Below are 20,223 nucleotides of genomic sequence, written 5' to 3' on the forward strand. Positions count from 1 at the left end.
GCCGCATGCGTCGTGCGCTGTTCGCAATCACCGGCCTGGCGGCCAGCACCACCGCTCTGGTGGTGCTCAAGGCGGGACCGGACACCAGTCGGGTGGCCCAGGAGCTACCCGCGTCGGCGACACCTGGTACCGAGGAGTCGACCACGGCAGCCGAGTCGACAGCCGAACCAGCCGAGGCGACCGCAACGGCGGTTCCACGACCGTCGGTCAGCAGGTCGCCCGCACCGGGACAGAGCACGGCGAGCCCAGCTGCCGGCGGTGCCGAGTCGTCGGGCGGTGCCACGAAGAAGCCGTCGGTGGCACAGCCGAGCACCGCCGCGCCACGCTCCACGGTCCGGAGGGTCTTCGGACCGGTGGTCAGCAACGAGTTCGGAAACGTGCAGGTGGCGATCTCGCTGACGGGCAGCCGGATCGTGGCCGCGGAGGCGTTGGAGCTGCCGGAGCGGACCGCCCAGTCCGAGCAACGCAGCAGCCGGGTGGACGACCGGTACAGCGGTACGGCGGGACTGGTGGTCCAGCGGCAGAGCGCCGACCTGGACACCGTGTCCGGTGCGACGGCGACAAGTGAGTCCTACCGGGAGTCGTTGCAGGCCGCGATTGACCAGGCACGTTGAGCGCGGCGACCTCGATGCGGCCCGGACTGCGCCGCGTCGAACATGTCATGGGCACACCGGTCAGCCTCGACATCGCCGACGACCGGTCCACCACCGAACTGACCGTCCTCGCCGACGACGTGTTCGCCTGGCTGCGGGAGGTGGACGCGAGGTTCAGCACGTACCGCCCGGACAGCGAGGTGTGCCGCTTCGACCGGGGCGAGTTGTTGCACTCCGAGGCGTCGGCCGACCTGCGCCGGGTGCTGGAACGCTGCGCCGACCTGTGGGGTGCCACCGACGGCTTCTTCGACGCGTACGCCACCGGAGGGTTGGACCCGTCCGGGTACGTCAAGGGCTGGGCGGTTCAGGTTGCCTCGGACCGGTTGCGCGAGGCGGGTGTCGACAACCACTGTCTCAACGCTGGCGGCGACGTCCGGGTGCGGGGTCATGCGTCGGGTGGGCTGCCTTGGCGGATCGGCGTGCAACACCCCTGGGACCCGTCGGCGGTCTGTCTGGTGCTCGTCGGGACGGACCTGGCGGTCGCCACGTCGGGTGTCTACGAACGTGGCCCGCATGTGCGGGACCCGCGTCGTGGCGTACCGGCGCGGGGCCTGCGGTCGGTGACGGTCGTCGGGCAGGACCTCGGCCTGGCCGACGCGTACGCCACAGCGGCCGTGGCGATGGGGGTGGCCGGGATCGGTTGGCTGGATCGGCTGCCCGGGTACCGGCATGCGGTGGTCACCGACGACGGGCGGTGTCTGCACTCCGCCGATCTGCCGCTGAGCGCCGACTGATTCCGGGTCAGGGCCAGCGGGTCGGGCGGTGGGTGATGGCCGGGCGGGACCCGGTCGGCCGTGACCGACCCGGCCGGGCGTGCGGGGGACGGGTGGCCGCCCAGCGGCGGCCGGGCCGGTGTCGTCGGGGCGGCTCTGCTCCGCCGGGGTGGTGTCTGGTGTCGTCGGTGGACATGGCATCCCCGCTCCCGGCGCGGGCGCGCCGTCGCCGGGTTCAACGAGCGCCGGTCCTCCGAGGTCTCGCTGTCCGGCGCGTCGCATGGGCCGGTCGAAGCCGGGTCAGCGGCCTCGACGTGGCATCGGCAGGTGGCCGGGGACCAGCGCTGGGGTCAGTGTCACGCCGGTCGCCCGCAGCGCCTCGACGAGTACGTTCTGCACCAGGTAGGCGTCCGGGAGTTGCCACCGGGCCTGCTCCGGGGCGACCGCCCAGCGGACCGGCCCCTCGGGCAGCCGGGTGGGTGGCGCCGGGATCCACGACCCGCGACCGTGCAGAACCACGTCGAAGCAGTGCTCCAGCTCGGGGCGCAGTGGGTCGCCTGGGCGGACCAGGAACATCCACTGCCCGGTCGGGCTGACCAGCACCGGGCCGCGTACCCCCGGACCGACCGGGTGGACCTGTACCGCCGCCAGGACCAGTCGACCGAGGTGGGCCGGGATCTCCAGCACGTCGAAGCAGCGGCCGGTGGGCAGCAGCACCCCGTGCGGCCGGGACCGCCACCAGGTGGCCACCCGCGCCGGATCGGTGCTGGCCGCGTGTTCCCAGTCCTCCAGGGCCGGATGACAACCGATCGTCGGGCAGCCGGCCCGGCCGCAGACGAAACGGCTGCGCGCCAGGCAGGCGCCCGGGGTCACCGCCCAGCCGTGCAGGGCGTAGCGCACCGCGACCCGGCGCAGTCGTACCCGTTCCAACGGCGACAGCCGCGCCACGTGTGGTCCGACATGTGCCCACATTGCTGCCATCTCCCCTCGCCGCGCCCGACCGGCGTCAGCTCGTACGTCGAGACCCGTCACTGCCATGGCCTGCCATCGTTTGTTGACAAGGTGGCCGATGCAACTTGCACGAAAAGTACGAGGTTCGGCCGGATGTATGACGCACCTCCTGTGCGACCAGCGAAATCTGAGATACAGACGGATCGCGCCGCCCACGAAACGGCCCCTGGCTTCCCGGCCAGGGCTCCTGCAAGGGGAGGATCGGGGATGGACGAATTACCCATCGGCCGGCGGGTGGCCTACTGGCGCGGCCGGCGGAAGATGTCGCAGCAGGTCTTCGCCGACCGGTTGGGCAAGTCGAAGAGTTGGGTCGACAAGATCGAGCGGGGCGTACGACGGCTGGACAAGTTCTCCGTGCTCTACGAGATCGCCGACATCCTCCAGATGGACGTCCAACTACTGCTCGGCAAGGACCCGGAGCGGCGCACCGACGCGCTCAACTGCATCGACCAGATCGAGCTCGACGAGATCCGGTCCGCCCTGGAGCGCTACGACTCGATAAGTGCGTACTTCGACGCGGTGCCGAGCCCACCGCCGCTGGCCGACATGAGCAAGGCGGTCACCCACGCCTGGCTGACCTACCAGTACGGCCGCTACGGGATGCTCACCCGGGCCCTGCCGAAACTTCTCCGCGACGCCCAGGCAGCCGACGCCGCGTACGGCGGCGACCAGGCCCAACGTGCCGCCCACCTGCTCGGGCAGGTCTATCAGATCACCTCGTCGCTGCTGCGCAAGCTGGGCGAGTGTGAACTCGCCTGGCTCGCCGCCGACCGCTCCATAGCCGTCGCTCAACGCGCCGACGATCAGCTGCTCGCCGGGGTGGCCACCACCCGGGTGTGCAACGCGTTGGTGGCGATGGGCCGGTCCCGGCCGGCGCTGGAGCTGAACGTACGGATCGCCAACCAACTCGCCCCGGGCGGCGGCAACGACAGCCGTCCCGAACGCCTCTCCGTCTACGGGATGCTGCTGTTGCAGGGCGCCATGGCCGCCTCCCGTATCGGCGACACGGCCACGGTGGAGGATCTGCTCGACGGAGCACACGCGGCGGCTGTCGAACTTGGCGGCGACCAGAACCACTACTGGACCTCGTTCGGGCCGACGAACGTGGAGTTGCACCGGGCGGCGGCCGCCGTCGAGATGGGCGACGGCGGGCGGGCCGTCGAGGTGCACCACCAGAGGATCCAGGTCGCGCCGTTCGACGCGATGCTGCCCGAACGGCGGGCACACCACCTGCTGGACCTGGCCCGGGGCTACGCCCTGATCGGCGACGTGGCGAACGCCGGGGAGATGCTGCTGCGCGGTGACCGCCTGGCACCTTCCGAGATTCGCTGCCGCCCGATAGCACACGAGGTGATGTCCGACGTCCTACGTCGCACACGTGGTGCGCCGCCTTCTCCGATCGCGGAGTTGGCTGAGCACATGGGAGTAGGAGTATGACCACGGAGCCGGCATGACCGGTTCGCACCGCCATGACGGGCACCGCCAGGTGCTCTACATCATCGCCTGTGGTTCGCCACTGGCCCGAGACGTGGGCCAGCTCGTCGACCTGGCCCAACAGGACGGCTGGGACGTCTGCGTGATCAGCACGCCGGACGGCGCCAAGTTCGTCGACCGCACCGCTCTGGCCCGCTCGACCGGTCACCCGGTACGGACGCACTACAAGAACCCGGGCGACCCCGACGTGCTGCCCACCGCCGATGCCATGATCGTCTGCCCGGCGACGGTCAACACCGTCAACAAGTGGGCTGCCGGCATCACCGACACCCTTGCCCTGGGGCTGCTGGTGGAGGCGCAGGGCCGGGGTATACCGCTGGTTGTCGTGCCTTACACGAATGCGGCGATGGCCGCCCACCCCGCCTTCCGGGCGGGCCTCGCCCGGCTCACCGAGTGGGGAGTGGGCGTCCTCTTCGGCGAAGACGTCCACCCCCTGCATCCGCCGGGGACCGGTGAGCGACACCAGCACGCCTTCCCGTGGGCGCTGCCGCTGACCGCTGTGCGTGACCGCCTCTGCCGGACCGGGTGAGCGGCACCCACAGGTGACGCCTCCGGCAGCGGCCGGGCGGCAGTTCGACACCGAACGTCGGCGACCCCTCAGCCCGGCCACGGCGTACGCCGTGGCCGGGCCACGAAGCCCGGCAATCGTGCACCGCCACCCGGGGCGGGCAGTGCCGTCACGCCTGCGGACGGCTACCGCCGCCGTGCCCGTCCCGCACCCTCCGGACCGGGCCACCTGCCCGCCCGGTATGGCCGGGTGACGTCCGTCGGACGTGCCGACGCCGGTAAGCTCACCGGCCGTGAGCACAACCGCAGCCGTGCCGACAGTCGCCGACGTGGTGGCCGAGGTGGCGCGGCACTACCCGCCGACCTGGGCGGAGGAATGGGATCGGGTCGGTCTGGTGCTCGGCGAGCCGTCCGCCCCCGTACGCCGGATCCTCTGCGTCGTTGACGTCGTGCCCGAGACGGTCGCGGAAGCACTCGCCGAGGGCGTCGACATGATCATCGCCCATCATCCGCTGCTGCTGCGCGGGGTCTCCTCGGTGGCGCCCACCACCTACAAGGGCCGCATCGTCCACCAGTTGATCAAAGCCGATGTCGCGCTGTACGTCGCACACACCAACGCCGACGTCGCCGCACCGGGCGTCTCCGACGCCCTCGCCGCCCGGCTCGGCCTGCTCGACCTGCGCCCACTGCAACCGGCCCGCCCCGGCACCCCCGCCGAAGGTGAGGGCCGCGGTACCGGCCGCATCGGCCGCCTGCCACAGCCACTGACCCTCGCCGAACTGACCCGCCGAGCCGCCGCCGCGCTACCGGGCACCGCCGCCGGAGTACGCGCCGCAGGCGACCCGGACCGTACCGTGCGTACCCTTGCGGTCTGCGGTGGCGCCGGAGACAGCTTCCTGGCCGACGCCACCGCCGCCGGGGTGGACGCCTACCTCACCTCGGACCTGCGCCACCACCCGGCCGGAGAGCACCTGGCCGCCGGAGGGCCGGCGTTGCTCGACGCCACCCACTGGGCCACCGAACGGCCCTGGTTGGACGCCCTCGCGGCGCTGCTGCGGGCCGCGCCCGGCGTCGAGACCCTGGTGTCCGACCTGGACACCGACCCGTGGACCGTGCACGCCGCCTCACCGCACCCGGACGAACCCGCGCCGGACGACAAGGAGCCCGACCGTGAAGGCTGACCCCCAGGTCCAGCGCCGCCTGCTCGATCTTCAAGCGATCGACACCGCCCTCGCCCAACTCGGCCACCGGCGTCGGTCGTTGCCCGAGCGAGCCGAACTGGAGGCACTCGCCCGGGAGCTGTCCGCCCTGGAGGACGAGCGGGTCCGCGCCCAGGTGGCAGTCGACGACCTGGACCGGGACATCGCCCGGCTGGAGAAGGACGTGGACCAGGTCCGGGCACGCAAGACCAAGGACGAGGACCGGCTGGCCGCCGGCAACGCTCCGGCCCGCGAGTTGGAGGCGCTCCAGCACGAACTGGCCTCCCTCAACCGCCGGCAAAGTGACCTGGAGGATGCCGAGCTGGAGCTGATGGAACAGCGGGAAACCGCCCAGTCGGTGCTGGACGGGGTCGAACAGCGGCTGACCGAGGTGCGGGAACGGCGGGCCGAAACCGAGCAGCGGCGCGACGACAGCCTCGCCGAAATCGGTCGCGAGGAGGAGTTCAAGCGCTCCGCACGGCAGCCCCTCGCCAACGACCTGCCCACCGACCTGGTTCAGCTCTACGACCGGATCCGCACCGACACCGGACTCGGCGCGGCGCTGCTGACCGCTGGCCGCTGCGGCGGATGCCGGCTGGAACTCTCCGGTGCCGACCTGGCCAGGATCCGCAGAACCGACCCCGACGACGTGGTCCGCTGCGAGGACTGCCGTCGGATCATGGTCCGCACCAACGAGTCCGGGCTGTAGCCGATGACGACGCGTACGGTCCTCATCGAGGCCGACGGCGGCTCCCGGGGCAACCCGGGACCCGCCGGCTACGGCGCGGTGCTCCGCGACGCCGCCACCGGTGCGGTGCTGGCCGAGCGGAGCGAGGCGATCGGCACCGCCACCAACAACGTCGCCGAATACCGGGGCCTGATCGCCGGCCTGACCGCCGCCGCCGAACTGGGCGCCGACGAGGTCGAGGTCCGAATGGACTCCAAGCTGGTCGTCGAGCAGATGTGCGGACGCTGGCAGATCAAGCACCCCGGGTTGCGCCCCTTGGCCGCCGAAGCCGCCCAACTGACCAGCCGGTTCACCGCCGTACGGTTCCAGTGGATACCCCGTAACCGCAACACCCACGCCGACGCCCTCGCCAACGCCGCCATGGACGCTGCCGCCGTGTCCGGCGTCACCACACCGACCGTCGAACCGCCCCGGACTGTCGAGCCGCCGCGCCGCCTCAGCGGCCCGCAGCCGGCCGGTGGCAGCGCCACCGAGGTCACCGCCCGGGCCGACGCACCAGGTGCCGACCTGACGAACGCGCCGGTGTCCTGGGAGCCCCGGCCCAGCTTCACCGCCACCCGGCTCATCCTGGTGCGGCACGGCGAAACCGAGTACACCGAACAGGGCCGCTATTCCGGGCGTGGTGACATCCCCCTCAGCAGCAGAGGCCAGGCCCAGATTCGGGCCACGGCCACGCGGGTGGCCACGCTCGCGCCGGACACCGCGGCACTGGTCAGCTCACCACTAGCCCGGTGCGTGGCAACTGCGGAAGCCATCGCCGCCGCAGTCGGAGACCCGCCGGTACGCCGCGACGACGACCTCATCGAATGCGACTTCGGCGCCTGGGAGGGGCGCACCTTCGCCGAGGTACGGGAGGGCTGGGCCGGTGAACTCGACGCCTGGCTCTCCTCCACCCGGGTCGCCCCGCCGGACGGTGAGTCGTTCGCCGAGGTCGCCGACCGGTGCGCCCGCGTGGCGCGACAGCTACTCGACGCGTACCCCGGGCAGACCGTCGTGGTGGTCTCGCACGTCTCGCCGATCAAGCTGATGCTGCGCGACGCGCTCGCGGCCACCGACTCCTTCCTGCACCGCCTCTACCTCGACGCCGCCGGCATCTCGGTACTGGACCGCTGGCCCGACGGCGGCGTCGCCGTCCGCAGCATCAACGAAACCGCCCACCTCGCCGACGTGTGAGGAAAGGCACCTTCCCGACGGGTGGGTGTGAAAGGGGCCCTTCCTGACACGTGCGTGCCCTGCGCTGATCTCAGCGCAGGGCACGCCACAGCAGGTAGCTACCGATGAAGGCACCGAAGGCGACAATGGTCGTCTTCAGCACCGTCGGGGGAAGCCGACGAACCAGGCGCGCACCGACGTATCCGCCGACAAGCGTGGCCGGGGCGACCACCGCGACCCCGACCCAGCTCACCGGGCCGGCGACGGCGAAGACGACCACCGTCGTCAGGCCGATCACGGCAGAGAGCAAATTCTTGATCGCACTCACCCGGGCCAGCGTCGCGTCCAGCACCAGGGCGAGCCCGGCGACGAGCATCACCCCGACAGCGGCACCGAAGTAACCGCCGTACACCGCGGCCACCGCCACCACCGCCTGGACCGTCACGGCCCGGCGGTGCGGCGCCAGCTCACGCGGGTGCCCAACCAGCCGGCGCAGCGGACCCTGGAACGCCAACAACGCGGTCGCTCCCAGCACCAGGAAGGGTACGACCAACTCGAACGCCCGTGCGGGGGTGACCAGCAGCAGCCCCGCACCGACCAACGCGCCGACCACGGCGGTCGGCAGCAACGCGGCAAGCAACCATGACCGGGGCAGATCCACCCGGCTGCCCGCCACGGCAGCGAAATACCCGGGAGCGACCGACAGGGAGTTGGTGACGTTCGCCGCTACCGGAGGCAACCCGATCGCGAGCAACGCCGGAAAGGTGATCAACGAACCACCGCCGGCCACCGCGTTGACCGTGCCGGCGGCGAGACCGGCGGCGAGCAGCAAGGTAGCATCGGCTAGTTCCACGAACCGCAGGTTAGCGGTCCGGTACGCCGGCTACCCGCCGACGGGCCCACCGGCCAGCTCGGCCCCGTCGACCCCCGCCCGGGTGTGTGCCCCTGAGCCCGCAGCTCGACCGCCAGCTCCCCGAACCGCCTGTACCCATGGCGCTACCGGTCCCGCGTAACCCGCTAGGCGGCCGGGGCAGGGCAGCCCGTGACCCTCAGCGAGCCCGGTTCCCGCCGACGGCCGGCAAGGGTGCGGTAAGGATACGGACCCGCAGTCGTTAGGATGGACGCTCGACGGACGAGTCGACTGGGCGGTCGCGTCGGCGGGCTGGGGCCCGCCGCCGAGGAACGTCCGGACTCCACAGGGCAGGGTGGTTGCTAACGGCAACCCGGGGTGACCCGCGGGACAGTGCCACAGAAAACAGACCGCCGGCCTCATCGGGGACGGTAAGGGTGAAACGGTGGGGTAAGAGCCCACCAGCATCCCGGGTGACCGGGGTGGCTCGGTAAACCCCACCCGGAGCAAGGCCAAGAATGGGCTGTCATCGCAGGATGACGCCCGCGCAGACGCTTGAGGGTGGCCCGCCCGATGTCTGCGGGTAGGCCGCAGGAGCCTGCCGGCAACGGCAGGCCGAGATGGATGGCCGCCGCCGACGCGCACCCCAGGTGCGCGCCGCGCACAGAATCCGGCGTACAGGTCGACTCGTCCGTCGCCCACCAGCTCAGAGCCCTGATCAAGGCTCTGAGCTGGTTCTATGTCCGGCCGTCGATGGTCGTTTATGGTCAACATTGGCCGACGTTTGACGCCCTGAGCACGCCCGGACGCCCTGGAGACGCCCTGAGTGCCGGTTCAGTCGGCTCGATCTTGGGTCAGTCTGACTGCGCCGTCGTGGGGCTTCTCCGGCCCGCCGCTCGTGGTTCCGGAGTCGGGGCCGGCGGCTGTGGGGGAGGGCCGTGGAACTGGCGCCGCGACCCGGTGACTCGGTGGCAAGCCAGTCCCGGGGTTGGACTGGCGCGGCAGCCGGAAGCCCCGATGCACGACCAGGCCGACCCGCTGGCTTCCGTAGGGGCCTCGGTGATCCCATTCGTGGATGAGGTGGGATGAGTGCGTGCCGGAGCTGCTGGAGCACCTGGGGGAGATGGGCTTGGTCGGGCTGGTCAAGATTGACGGGGAGCGGGAGCGAAAGCCCTGGACGGTGGTGATCTCGGGTCAGCGGCTCGATGGTGCGGCGATCAGGGTCGACGGCTACAGCCTTGACTACTACCTGCGGCATGCGGTCGCCGCGCTTCGTGAGCGCTTCCCGGACGAACTCGCGCTCAGCTGAGATCCCCGACTGTGGGGCGGTGTCCCGGCGACTGTCGGTGGCTCACCGCCCCGGCGCCGCAGGCGGCCGGGGCGGCTTGTCGCCGGCCGGGCTTGCCGCCCCGCACCGCGCGGAGCGCGGTGCCTTGATCCAGAACAGAGCAAATCGGCAATGCACTGTCGGATCACAACTGTCGGATCACACCTAGCGGATTACACCTGACGGATCAACATCACGAGAGCATCTACTGGCCGAGCGTCGAGAGCACGTCCAGAATTGAGTGCCTAGCACGTGCGCGACACCCTACTAGCATGCCGATTGCACTGCGGCAAGAAGAAAGTCCCTCGTGACGAAGAGCTGACAGAGCGGGGCTCCTCGGCCGAGGGCGGGCCTACGATGCCTAGACGCACCGGACACGTAGCGGCTGGACTGGGCTGAATGGCGAATGGCTCTCGGAGGTAAAGATGGAGCTTCCCCCTGAAGCAGTAGATCTTTGCCTCAGCGCAGGCACAGCTCTCGTCGGCAGCATGGTGACGGATGCTTGGGCCTCGGCGCGCGCTAGATTTGGACGGTTCCTCTCGGAGAACGGGGAACCGTTGAGAGAATCCCGACTGGACCGGGACCGACAGTCACTGGTGGCTGCCTCTGGCGGCGAGCGCGAGGCCCTTGCCGGCCGGACTGCCGCGAGCTGGGCGGTTCGCCTAGAAGACATTCTAGAAACCCATCCAACGGCTGCTGCGGACCTGGCTTCCCTCGTGAAGGATCTTGAGAGCATGCTCGGAAGCGCGTCGAATGTGATCAGTAACTCCGGAGTTAGCCAAAAGGCAGATAACGGCAGCCTCAACATATTCTCGGGCCGGGATACCCGTTTCAACTAGAGGCATGTCTGTGGAAAATAGCGGTGACGTTCACGGTCCATTTTTGGGCGATGAAGCCTTCCTGGGGAGATTTGCCAGAAACTTTGTCGCACAGGATGCTGGCAAGGGCGGCACCAATATATTCTCTGCCAGGGACACTATATACACAGTCAACAGTAGGCTGCGAACGAAGCGAATAAGCGACGTAACGATCAAGGAGGCCGCCTCCTCCTTTTTCATTAAGCCATCGAGCTACGACGACTTGCAGGGCCTGCTTTGGCGTCATGGCCTGATAATCCTTGAAGCTCCTCGTGGCAAGGGAAAGCACCTTCTTGGCGTCCGACTTCTCAGTGATTGTCAAGAGCGGCTGAGGCAAGATGGAAGACATTTAAATGGCTTGCACTATATTAAGATGGGCTGGCAAGAGATCAATGCGTGGCATCTGCCAAAAGAGCCGGGTAGCTGCTATCTATTGGATCTGAGCGGAAGCACCGACGAGCCGCCGACCCTGGAATTTGGAGAGGACCTAGCGCGAGACGCCGATAACGCCAGGTACGACGGCGTCTATTTAGTGGTGCTAGCTACATCAGACGTCTGGTCTGAATGCAAAGCTGCAACGCACACTCTTACGCGTTCCTTTTCTCCTCCTCCCGCGAGGGAGATCGTGCGGCGGCACCTGCAGTCGAAATTCCAGGTTGCCAACTACGAAGAGTGGCTGTCGGTAGGAGATATCCAGGAGCTGATAAGCCGTATCGAGAGTCCTTCTGAAGCCGCTGAACTGGCCGAGGAGATCGCCAAGAACGGGCATCGGGAAAACTTGACTGAGGCAGCCGCCGAGGTTCTCGACAAGTTTGGCAGTTGGAGAAAGCATCTCAGCAAATGGTTCAAGGAGCACGAAGACGTTCCCGCGCGAGCAGCGATGCTGGCAGCAGCGGTGCTCGATCCCAGCTTGCCAGCCGAAATCATAGACGCTCGGAAGAAGCTTCTCGAAATACTTAAAGACCGAGAGGCTGAAGTCGCGCCGTTGGCGGGACCTGGACGGACCGGCTATTTAGAACTCCTACAGGCTCAGCAAGTCAAGAACCGGTTTTCAATATCTCATCAGCGTAAAGGTCTGGATGAAGCAGTCATCCGCTTCGTTTGGAACGAATGGCCGCAGGCTCATCCTTACCTTCAAGAGTGGTTACTCGCTCTTGCGACAGATGTTCCTCAACCCCGTGTTCGCCGGATAGCAGACGTTACTGTCAAAGCGGCTCTTCAGGCCGGGAGCACCGCCTATATGGGTCTGGTGCGGAAGATCGTGACGGACTATCCACAGAGCTGGTCGTTGGCACTCGAGATTCTAGATCTTACCGTTGTGGATCCAGGAGTCGGTGCCCAAGTCCGCCAGCGGCTATTAGGCTGGGTGACAAATAAGGATCCCGACTTCGCCGCCCTCGCGGTCGAAGCATGCGGGAGAAGACTCGGGCAAGAAAGACCTAGCCTTGCCCTGCACAGAATCTGTCGGGCATTGTCTCGGGATCCTGACGATAAGGGATTCCTGGCCGCCGAGAAGGCGCTTGTCTCCCTAGGTAATGACGAAATCTCTCGACGCGCAGTGCTAGATACTGTCCGGACCTGGTTGAATTCACAACCAAAGACCGGACTGCCGGCATTCATTGCCTTAACCACCCGCTCTTCGAGCTTTGTGCTATCTGCCTTAGCGTCAGAAACGGACGACGAGTCGATCGCCTTTTTTAAGAATGGATGGACCGTCGCGGCGGCTTCAACGATGTCACGTCAGGTGCTAGCTGCGGCCCTAGGTGCGTTTATTGATACTTGCGAAGAAGGGAGGGTGGAACCCGGTATTATTGCTGAGATTGTCGGTCCTCTCCTTGCTGAGTCGGTAAATAAGAGCTTGGCGATGATGGTTTTAAGGCGGGCCAACAGCGAACGAAAGGATGCCGACGGTCCTCTCCGAAGTCATCTGATGCAGGAGCTTATATGGGGACAACTGAATAAGGCGCGAGAAGCTGCACCTTCAGGTCGAGAAAGCGGCGTCTGACATGTCTGGCCTACGTTTGCAGCGCCTGCTAAGAGCTATGCCTGATGAAGGCTTCACAGCCTACAAGGTGAAGCTTAGGGCCGACCTCCCTAGCTCAATTCCTGGGACCCATTTTCGCTCCTCTCTTGTGGCGACATGGTGGAAGGTTGATAACCAAAAGCCGCGAGCGGTTGACGCGAATACAGTGAAAGAGGAAATTTGGAGGGCTGCCGCAGAAGTCACCCAAGAATGGGACTTGCGCTTTCGTGTGGCCGCGCAAGCGGCAGTGAACAGACGGCTGGGATCAGCGCGCTCCGTTGGTGAGACCGAGTTAAGATGGTTTGGCTCAAGCAAAATCTCGGTGACTCCCTGGAGCCGCTTCCTTGGACAGCGAATTCTTCGCCTGCGTCGTAGAGAGTCTGCCCGGCGCCTAGCTTCAATGGACCAACTGAGGTACCTTCAGAGGATAACCCGCGAGCAAGGGCTCGCGGCGCTCTGGTGGGCGAACGAAAACCCCGATCGACTCCACTATCTGAACGACGGTTCTTTCCAGGCGCTCTTAAACCTACAGCCGAACCAGAACGATTATGACCTGAGTAGGGCGAACGACGAGGCGGCGAAGGTGATTAGGGAGTTCCTCGCGCAGGTGTCCGATCCATCCTCAAGGGCTCTGCTTGCAGAACCCTTGAGGATTGTAAGTGACTGGTATAGCGCACAGCGTGGCTCGGACGACACTCGCTCAAGTTAGGACGCCCTGATCAAGGCGGAGCGTGCTATGCACACGGCCATCCTCGCCCTCTGCAACTGCTGAGGTTTCTTAATACTGCCTGGCTGACTCCGAACGAGGTTCTACAGGCTCGACTGGAGTGGCCGGTAGGTCCTGACGACGATGGAGGCTCGTCCATTTTGTCGAGCTATGGTCTGTTGTTCGAGCAACGCAGTTCCGGTCTCGACCGCAAAAAGAGCTGCAAGTTCCGGGTCGGCAGACACCTTCCGGTTTTGGGTTTCAAACTCTGCAACCATGCCCAGCTCGCCTTCGCGCTGGTTTGGCTTGGCGTAGGTGCCGCGGCCGTGCTCGGTAGCGACTAAGTGATCTTCCCTCAAGGCTGCTATGGCTTGTCGGATTGTGCCTCGGCTCACCCCAAATTCGACGGTGAGCGCGCTCTCGGTCGGCAAGAGGGTGCCGGGCGGGATGACGCCGTTTTCGATGCGACTTCTCAGCTCATCGGCGATGACACGGTAGCGGGGTTGTCCGTAGTGCGGGGTGGGCACCTGGTCACCGTACCTGGCACTTGTCTTACCAAGCGCCAACCAAGAGCGTCGTTTTGTGTGTAGACAACTCATCCACTTGTAGGTACGTTCCCGAGTGTGCGGCTGGGATAACGGCGTGTATCAGGGGTGGTGCTGCGTCGGCCTGGTCGTGAAACGCGGCGTCCTGGTGGACCGGTTGCGGTAGCCGCGCGTACAAGGTGGCTCGGTGATACCCGACCCGTCCGGCGTCGGACGGTGCGCCGTGCCCTCTGTCGGGCCGGTGGCCGGCTGATTCCCCCTGGTCGGCCGCCGGCTCTTCGATACCTGGAGGTGCGATGCCTGGCTCTCATCGTCGACGTCCCCGATTCTCGTTCTGGCGCTCCCGCCGACCGCCGGACCAGGAAGAACCCGCTGCCGGACGCCGGTCCGGCGATGCCGCGCCTGCGCGCAACGCCGTTCCGCTGCGCTGGTCGATGGAGCGGACTCGTGAGTTGCCTGCGCTGCGTCATGCGCCGCTGCTGACCCGGGGCCAGATCTTCCGGGGCAACGGTGGGCGGTGGCCGCGATGAGTCAGACGAGCAGGCGTCCCGCCGTGGCGAGCCATCCTGCGTGGTGTGCACCGGATCGATGCGGGCACCTGGTGCCGCCTGTGCTGGCACATATGGCGCGACGCCATCGGGGCGTGTTGCTGCGGGTTGGTGAGGTCCGGTCGTCCGGGCTGGTCGTGTCGTACCTGATCGGCTCCGACGACGAACCGCCGACGGTCGTGGTGCACGCCTCCTGCCGGGCCGGCACCGGCTGGGCCGAACTCACCCTCCCGCAAGCAGGGCAACTCGTCGAGCAGCTCCGCTCGCTCCTGACGCAAGCCGCCAGCCCAGGCGAGGGCGAGCATGGGCAACAGTGACGACCCGACCGACGCCCAGACGCCCGGCACCAAAGACGAGGCTTCGTGTCCTGACTGGTGCCGGGGCTGCGGGCCGAACGATCCGATGCACCGGGGGCTGCTGGCCACGATCGGTAGCGAGGGCGGCGGCTGGGTGAGTCTGCAACTGCTCCTGGATCGCTTTCGGCGGCGTGACCCGGTTGTGAAGGTCGACGCGACTCGCTCCGGGACGACGCGCTCCGTGCTGCTGTCGCGGGTGCAGCTCGATCGGCTGATCTACGAACTGACCTACGCCCGGTGGCGGGTGATGACCAAGGGACAACCATTGGAGAGACACGATGACCGCCACTGACCGCAGCTCCCGCCGTACTCCGGTCGCTGCTCAGCGTTCGCGTCGGCCGCAGGTGGCAGTGGATGCGGTGCCGGAGCGGCCGGCGGGTGGGACCACCTGGCAGTCGTTGGAACGTCTAGGGGGTACGGTGACCGGTGTGCATGGCCGGGACTGGCGCCCTCGTTACCTGCAACTCGCTGAGGAGTTGCGGGTCAAGATCACGAGCGGGGAACTCGCTCCCGGCACGCTGATGCCGTCTGAGACGGAGTTGGCCGACACGTCGGGTCTGTCACGGACCAGTGTCCGCAACGCCATCCGCCAGCTCCGCGAATGGGGCCTGGTCCGTGCGGAGCAGGGGCGCGGCACCTACGTTCGTGCACCCCGGCAGCGGGTACGACGTCGCAACGCGGAGCGGTACCAGTGGGAGAAGGACCGGGTCCTGCTCGACCAGGACGAGCGGCTCAAGACCGGCGCGACCGAGCACGACACCGGCCTGACCGTCGACGATCTCAAGTTCCACGCCGAGTACACCCGGGTGGAAGCCGACGCGGACATGGCGGCGGCCCTGCACGTTGAGCCGGGTACGGCGCTGCTGCGCCGGGTCTACTGGACGTCTTCGCGCCACGAGAACGCGCCGCTGACCATGTCGTACTCGTACCTTCCCTATGACCTGGTGGCCACGAACCCGGACCTGCTCGACGCCAGCAACGAGCCCTGGCCCGGCGGCTCACAGCACCAGCTCTACACCATCGGCGTCGAGCTGGACCGCATCGACGAAGAGGTTCGGGCGCGTCCGCCGTCACCGGATGAGGCCGAACTGCTCGACATCGACCCCGGCGTTTCGGTGCTGACCGTGCGCAAGACCTCCATCGACACCGCCGCTCGTGTCGTCGAGGTGGCCGACGTGGTGATGCCGGGGGACCGGACGGAACTGGTCTACTCCCACAAACTGCAACGGTGGAAAACGTGACGCAGCTCGTCTCGGTCATCACCCCGGTTCACCCACCGAGCATCCCGTATCTGATGGACGCCTACGCGTCGCTCGTCAAACAGGAGATGCCTGATGGGTGGGACTGGCAGTGGCTCGTCCAGGAGGACGGGCAGAGCGGCGCACTTGTTGACGCGCTGACTGACGATCCCCGGATCAGCGTCGGCTCCGGGCGTGCCGGTGGACCGGGCGTTGCTCGTACCTTGGCGCTGTCTCGGGTTACCGGGAATCTCATCAAGGTTCTCGATGCTGACGACCAGTTGACCGCTGGCGCGCTCGCCCGGGACATCGCTGCTTTTGACACGCACCCGCAGATCGGCTGGACTACCTCGCGGGTGCTCGACCTGTTGCCAGACGGGTCGACTGCCGGATGGGACAAGGACCCAGCCGGCGGCGTCATATCCCGCGGCGATGTCCTCTCCTTCTGGCAGTCGAACGAATACCGCCCATCTGTCCACCCGGCAACGTTGTGCCTACGCCGGGATCTCGTCTTTGCTCTGGGCGGCTGGATGGCACTGCCCGCCTCCGAGGACACCGGCCTCCTGCTTGCCGCAAGCGCGGTAAGCGAGGGCTACTTCACCCGCGAATACGGACTGCTCTACCGCAAGTGGCCCGGCCAGGTCACCGGCCAGGCCGCGCATCGCGAGCCGGTCGAGTACCAGGGGCGCATGAGGATCATCGAGGCCAGGACCGCCGCCCTAGCCTCATTGCTGCCGGAAGGGTTGCCGCTCACTGCGCTGACGTAGCCTATGCTTGCGGTCCCTGCAGGCTGGCGGGACCGGTGTAAGAGCTGCGCCTCCGCCCTGCAAGGGGCAGTGCTGGCCACCCGCGAGGCGATCCACGCTGATCCGGCTGTGGACTAAAGGCGACATGCATCGTCGACACGGCGGCTGCACTGGGCGTGACGTCGGCTGTTGTGTACGCAATCATGATTGGCATGCAACGGAGACGTGTCATACTCGGGTCCAGCGTTGGGCTTTTCATCGGTGCCGGTGCCGTTGCGACGCTCCCTCTGCTTCCTAGCCTGGCGCCTTCGTCGGGAGCGAAGTGGGTAGTCCCTCTCCTGGGTGCCTTGGCTGGCGGAGTGCTCTCCGTTCTGAAGCCTCGGATTGACGCTTACTCCGCGCATGTTAACCGAGAGACAGCCAGCAAGCTTCAGCGTTCGCGGCAAGCTAAAGAAAGCTTGGATTGGGCTGTTGGCTCAAATGAGCGGCTACCAACGGTTAGGGAGACCACTAACCTCGCACTGCTTGGAGTGCATCCGGCAATTTCTCTGAAAGAGCGCTCGGCCGGCTCGGCGGAGCACCCGAGTTACGTCGAGCGGGACATAGACCAAGAAATTATAGATTCCCTTAGGGGATTAGAAGCAACGGGTGGAATTGTTGCTGTCGTTGGCCCGGCGGCGGCAGGCAAGACGCGGACGGCCTATGAAACAGTACTGAAGGTTTTCCCGGATTGGAAATTGCTGATTCCGCCGTCTGGGATGGATTTGCTGCACCTAACTGAGTCTGAAGCCGTGCCGTCTCGGACGATCGTATGGCTAGATGAAGCTGATCGCTTCTTCGAAGGAGCGCCTCAGGTCGCTCGGGCAATTCGTCGAATTATCCTTGATCCCGGTAAGGCTGTGATTTTCGTTGCTACTCTTTGGCCGGGGAAATTGGTCCAGCTTACCCGGGGTCCGGGCAGTGATCACAGTAGCCACGAAAGTGTTATCACTGATGCCGCATCAGACAGTGCGATGTATCAGGATGGCCTAGCCCTGGCCAGTGCCGAAAGGCGATACGCTGGGCACGTCAAGGACGTTATTAGGTTGGCGCAGATTCATGACTTGCCTCCCTGGTACAGTCAGCAGGAATTGCGTCGTGCTACCCGTCTAGCTGAAACGGACCCCCGCCTTGCTGAGGCGCTGCGGCTCTCAGTGAATCATGAGTTGGCGCGTGCTCTCGCCGCTGCGCCTGCCTTGATCCGGAAGATTGCGAATCCGGATAGTGAGCCTGGTAGCGCTTTGTTGAGATCGGCAATTGATCTGCGACGGGCTGGTCACCCGGCGGCACTGCCGGAAGCCCTGCTTAGCAGGATGGCGGAAATACTCTACCTTTCGCCATACGAACGGGCGAGGTTAAGGAAGGACTGGTTCTTGGCAGCCGTGGAGTGGGCAACCGTGCCTGTTTCCGGTAAAGTCGCTGCATTAATGCCTCGCGCCGACCGGATCGGCCAAATCGACGGATATGAGGTGTCAGATATCTTGGTCGAATGGTCGTCTCGGAGGGGCCGGGTAGGTGATCCGAATCCAGACCTTTTCTGGGACGTGGTTGCTGAACAGGCTGATCCAACAGCGTGCCTGCCTATCGGAAAGTGTGCCCTTGATGAGGGATTCGAAGCCGCTGCCGAAAAGGCCTGGGGTAGAGCAGCCGGTGCCGGCAAGCCCGCCGGCATGTACAACTTGGCGCTTCTAGCATACAGGCGGGGGCAGGAGGACAAATTCCTGCACTGGCACAAGAAGGCGTGGTCGTGTGGCCATGTGGAGAGTGCGACCGACCTTGGCTATCACTTTTCTGAGAGCGGCGATTTGGCGGCTGCCGAAAGATGGTATTCGAGAGCGGCTGAAAAGGGCGACGTGCGGGCTGCATACAACCTTGGACTGCTACTCTTAGATTCGGGGCGGGAGTCCGAGGCGGCGGAGTGGTACGCAAAGGCTGTTGAGGCGGGTGACACTGACTCGATGGTCAATCTAGCGTACATATATAATCAGCAGGGAAAGTCGGAGGAAGCTACCGCCCTTTACACAAAGGCGGCCCATGGCGGCAACAGCATGGCGATGTCAAACCTTGGCTTGCTGATGAGTAGGAAGGGTGAATACGAAGAGGCCCAGCGTTGGTATCGGCAAGCAATAGAGCTGGGATATGCCCGTGCGGTGTTCGGGCTGGCAGCCGTACAGGCTGAACTTGGAGATCATGACAACGCTATACAGTCGTACATGCGGGCAATCGATTCTGGCGAGCCGCGTGCTTGGAACAATCTGGGCCTTCTCTACCAGAGGCTTGGACTGCGAGAAAAGGCCCGCGCCGCCCTCCGATCGGGCGCAGAATCGGGCGACAATCGCGCTATGGCGAATCTCGGTGCCCTGTATCTAGAGGAGGGTGAAAAGGAAGAGGCCTCTGTCTGGTTCGAGCGGGGTCGCAGCGCGGGCGGCCATCTCGCTCTGCTTCTGCATGCTCAATTACTCATTGCTGAAGGAGCTCCCGGCGAGCCGATGCGGTGGCTTGACGAGGCATTAGAGCTAGGCGATGACGCGCGAGTCATGGGCATCGTGTACGCCTTCTTCTCCCACCGCCGTTTTGACATCATATTCGAATACTTCCAACGCCTTTCGGTTCTATGTGGGCAAATGGAGTTGCCAAGCTTCCTTCTGCTGCACGCGCTGGTCGTTCATCCGGAGGGACGCGACCTGTTGACTGAGTGGGTCGCTCAGCAAACCTATCGTACCCCTCCGAAACAGATTGTCATCGCGGCAGTCGAGGTTTTGAGTTCAATGGGCAAGCCGGATGCGGCGAAGCATCAGTTGATGAAGGCGATCGAAGGGGGCGACGGTGATTGGGCGATGGCGTTTGCCCTCAGCCTTCTGATGCGTGGCCATGACGACATTGTCGAGGATGTCGTTGTGTGGTGTTCCGTGAATGGCTACAACGAGGGCGTCACGTGCCTTGAGCGTATACGGGAGAGGCATGCACAACGTTCGCGGCGCGACTAAACGCTGCGTTTACGGCGCGCCTTATTGATCATCCCGTACTACCGGGCTCCGGCTCGTGTCCTGGCATCCCAGGGGTACGGCGTCGCTCCTTCGTCTCGGCCTCGTAGATGTGCAGCTGGCCGCCAGCGAGTTGCTCCCGGGCGTAGCGCTCGATCTCCTGGAAAACTGCGTAGTAGCCGTCATCGAACTCTTCCATGATCTGAAACGTCCAGCGTCCGGGCAGAACGTTGCGCCCCAGCAACTCATGCTCGACGCGATCCGCGACCTGATGGTGGCCTGCCTGGCGAAGCAACTCCACGACGCGATCAAGCATGAGGTCGGCCCCGCCGACGAGTTGGTGTGCCGAGTACAGGTGCCCGCGCACCCGGTGGATCGTCTCTAGGTGACTGGTGTTAAACGCGGGTGGGCCTGACCCGGTTTGACGGACATCCCAGGTCAGAGGGGCTGTGTGCTCCTCGGGAGGATGTTCATCATGGAAGGCATGGGCAAGAAACCACGCCGGCCGCGCAGAGCGTTCACGCCGG

The 20,223-nt window shown here is 65.8% G+C and carries 19 protein-coding genes and 1 other RNA gene; 16 read left to right on the top strand and 4 right to left on the bottom strand.

Features of this window, described 5'->3' with window-relative positions; genetic code table 11:
- Positions 1 to 5: 5 nt before the first annotated feature.
- Positions 6 to 614 (top strand): FMN-binding protein, encoded by a 609-nt coding sequence (locus HCA58_RS12095; protein ID WP_169597877.1) that lies wholly within the window; start codon positions 6 to 8, stop codon positions 612 to 614.
- A 47-nt stretch (positions 615 to 661) separates the two neighbouring features.
- Positions 662 to 1,387: an FAD:protein FMN transferase gene (locus HCA58_RS12100; RefSeq protein ID WP_169597913.1), complete on the top strand. Its 726-nt coding sequence runs from the start codon at positions 662 to 664 to the stop codon at positions 1,385 to 1,387.
- Positions 1,388 to 1,666: 279 nt separating this feature from the next.
- Here HCA58_RS12100 and HCA58_RS12105 read toward each other — a convergent pair whose 3' ends face one another.
- Entirely contained in the window at positions 1,667 to 2,347 is a 681-nt protein-coding gene (locus tag HCA58_RS12105) for a bifunctional DNA primase/polymerase (RefSeq protein WP_205808446.1), read from the bottom strand.
- A 237-nt stretch (positions 2,348 to 2,584) separates the two neighbouring features.
- Here HCA58_RS12105 and HCA58_RS12110 point away from each other — a divergent pair, with 237 nt between their 5' ends.
- The 5 genes from HCA58_RS12110 to HCA58_RS12130 all read left to right on the top strand — a co-directional run bounded on the left by HCA58_RS12110 (position 2,585) and on the right by HCA58_RS12130 (position 7,498).
- Positions 2,585 to 3,814, top strand: a complete 1,230-nt coding sequence (locus HCA58_RS12110) for a helix-turn-helix domain-containing protein (protein ID WP_169597878.1) — start codon at positions 2,585 to 2,587, stop codon at positions 3,812 to 3,814.
- A gap of 13 nt (positions 3,815 to 3,827) precedes the next feature.
- Complete coding sequence (locus HCA58_RS12115) at positions 3,828 to 4,400, top strand: flavoprotein (RefSeq protein ID WP_169597879.1); 573 nt, start codon at positions 3,828 to 3,830, stop codon at positions 4,398 to 4,400.
- Between the two features lie 271 nt (positions 4,401 to 4,671).
- On the top strand, positions 4,672 to 5,559 hold the full coding sequence (locus HCA58_RS12120; protein ID WP_169597880.1) for a Nif3-like dinuclear metal center hexameric protein: 888 nt from the start codon (positions 4,672 to 4,674) through the stop codon (positions 5,557 to 5,559).
- Positions 5,549 to 6,286, top strand: coding sequence for a C4-type zinc ribbon domain-containing protein (locus HCA58_RS12125; RefSeq protein WP_169597881.1), 738 nt, complete (start codon positions 5,549 to 5,551; stop codon positions 6,284 to 6,286). The genes HCA58_RS12120 and HCA58_RS12125 overlap by 11 nt, the downstream gene beginning before the upstream one ends.
- 3 nt (positions 6,287 to 6,289) lie before the next feature.
- Positions 6,290 to 7,498: a bifunctional RNase H/acid phosphatase gene (locus HCA58_RS12130; RefSeq protein WP_169597882.1), complete on the top strand. Its 1,209-nt coding sequence runs from the start codon at positions 6,290 to 6,292 to the stop codon at positions 7,496 to 7,498.
- 70 nt (positions 7,499 to 7,568) lie between these two features.
- Here HCA58_RS12130 and HCA58_RS12135 read toward each other — a convergent pair whose 3' ends face one another.
- Complete coding sequence (locus tag HCA58_RS12135) at positions 7,569 to 8,330, bottom strand: sulfite exporter TauE/SafE family protein (RefSeq protein WP_169597883.1); 762 nt, start codon at positions 8,328 to 8,330, stop codon at positions 7,569 to 7,571.
- A gap of 280 nt (positions 8,331 to 8,610) precedes the next feature.
- On the opposite strand from HCA58_RS12135, the gene rnpB reads away from it, so the two are divergent.
- The 3 genes from rnpB to HCA58_RS12150 all read left to right on the top strand — a co-directional run bounded on the left by rnpB (position 8,611) and on the right by HCA58_RS12150 (position 12,516).
- Positions 8,611 to 9,021, top strand: an RNA gene (gene rnpB, locus HCA58_RS12140) — RNase P RNA component class A.
- 381 nt (positions 9,022 to 9,402) lie between these two features.
- The gene (locus HCA58_RS12145) at positions 9,403 to 9,636 is read left to right on the top strand and encodes a hypothetical protein (protein WP_169597884.1); all 234 of its coding nucleotides are present in this window, start codon (positions 9,403 to 9,405) and stop codon (positions 9,634 to 9,636) included.
- Positions 9,637 to 10,497: 861 nt separating this feature from the next.
- A complete protein-coding gene (locus tag HCA58_RS12150) occupies positions 10,498 to 12,516 on the top strand; it encodes a hypothetical protein (protein WP_169597885.1) in 2,019 nt (672 codons plus the stop codon).
- Positions 12,517 to 13,344: 828 nt separating this feature from the next.
- On the opposite strand, the gene HCA58_RS12155 is transcribed toward HCA58_RS12150, so the two are convergent.
- Entirely contained in the window at positions 13,345 to 13,767 is a 423-nt protein-coding gene (locus HCA58_RS12155; protein ID WP_169597886.1) for a GntR family transcriptional regulator, read from the bottom strand.
- 314 nt (positions 13,768 to 14,081) lie between these two features.
- On the opposite strand from HCA58_RS12155, the gene HCA58_RS12160 reads away from it, so the two are divergent.
- The 6 genes from HCA58_RS12160 to HCA58_RS24050 all read left to right on the top strand — a co-directional run bounded on the left by HCA58_RS12160 (position 14,082) and on the right by HCA58_RS24050 (position 19,699).
- Positions 14,082 to 14,315, top strand: a complete 234-nt coding sequence (locus HCA58_RS12160; protein ID WP_169597887.1) for a hypothetical protein — start codon at positions 14,082 to 14,084, stop codon at positions 14,313 to 14,315.
- A gap of 113 nt (positions 14,316 to 14,428) precedes the next feature.
- The gene (locus HCA58_RS12165) at positions 14,429 to 14,650 is read left to right on the top strand and encodes a hypothetical protein (RefSeq protein ID WP_346775968.1); all 222 of its coding nucleotides are present in this window, start codon (positions 14,429 to 14,431) and stop codon (positions 14,648 to 14,650) included.
- On the top strand, positions 14,637 to 14,981 hold the full coding sequence (locus HCA58_RS12170; protein ID WP_240956036.1) for a hypothetical protein: 345 nt from the start codon (positions 14,637 to 14,639) through the stop codon (positions 14,979 to 14,981). The genes HCA58_RS12165 and HCA58_RS12170 overlap by 14 nt, the downstream gene beginning before the upstream one ends.
- Before the next feature lie 127 nt (positions 14,982 to 15,108).
- Positions 15,109 to 15,930 (top strand): GntR family transcriptional regulator, encoded by an 822-nt coding sequence (locus HCA58_RS12175; RefSeq protein WP_169597888.1) that lies wholly within the window; start codon positions 15,109 to 15,111, stop codon positions 15,928 to 15,930.
- Positions 15,918 to 16,694, top strand: coding sequence for a glycosyltransferase (locus HCA58_RS12180; protein WP_346775969.1), 777 nt, complete (start codon positions 15,918 to 15,920; stop codon positions 16,692 to 16,694). Before HCA58_RS12175 ends, HCA58_RS12180 begins: the two co-directional genes overlap by 13 nt.
- A gap of 338 nt (positions 16,695 to 17,032) precedes the next feature.
- Positions 17,033 to 19,699: a tetratricopeptide repeat protein gene (locus HCA58_RS24050; RefSeq protein WP_169597889.1), complete on the top strand. Its 2,667-nt coding sequence runs from the start codon at positions 17,033 to 17,035 to the stop codon at positions 19,697 to 19,699.
- Between the two features lie 28 nt (positions 19,700 to 19,727).
- On the opposite strand, the gene HCA58_RS12190 is transcribed toward HCA58_RS24050, so the two are convergent.
- A complete protein-coding gene (locus HCA58_RS12190; protein ID WP_240956111.1) occupies positions 19,728 to 20,138 on the bottom strand; it encodes a hypothetical protein in 411 nt (136 codons plus the stop codon).
- Positions 20,139 to 20,223 lie beyond the last annotated feature (85 nt).

It is taken from the genome of Micromonospora sp. HNM0581 (assembly GCF_012726175.1).
Classification (GTDB): Bacteria; Actinomycetota; Actinomycetes; order Mycobacteriales; family Micromonosporaceae; genus Micromonospora.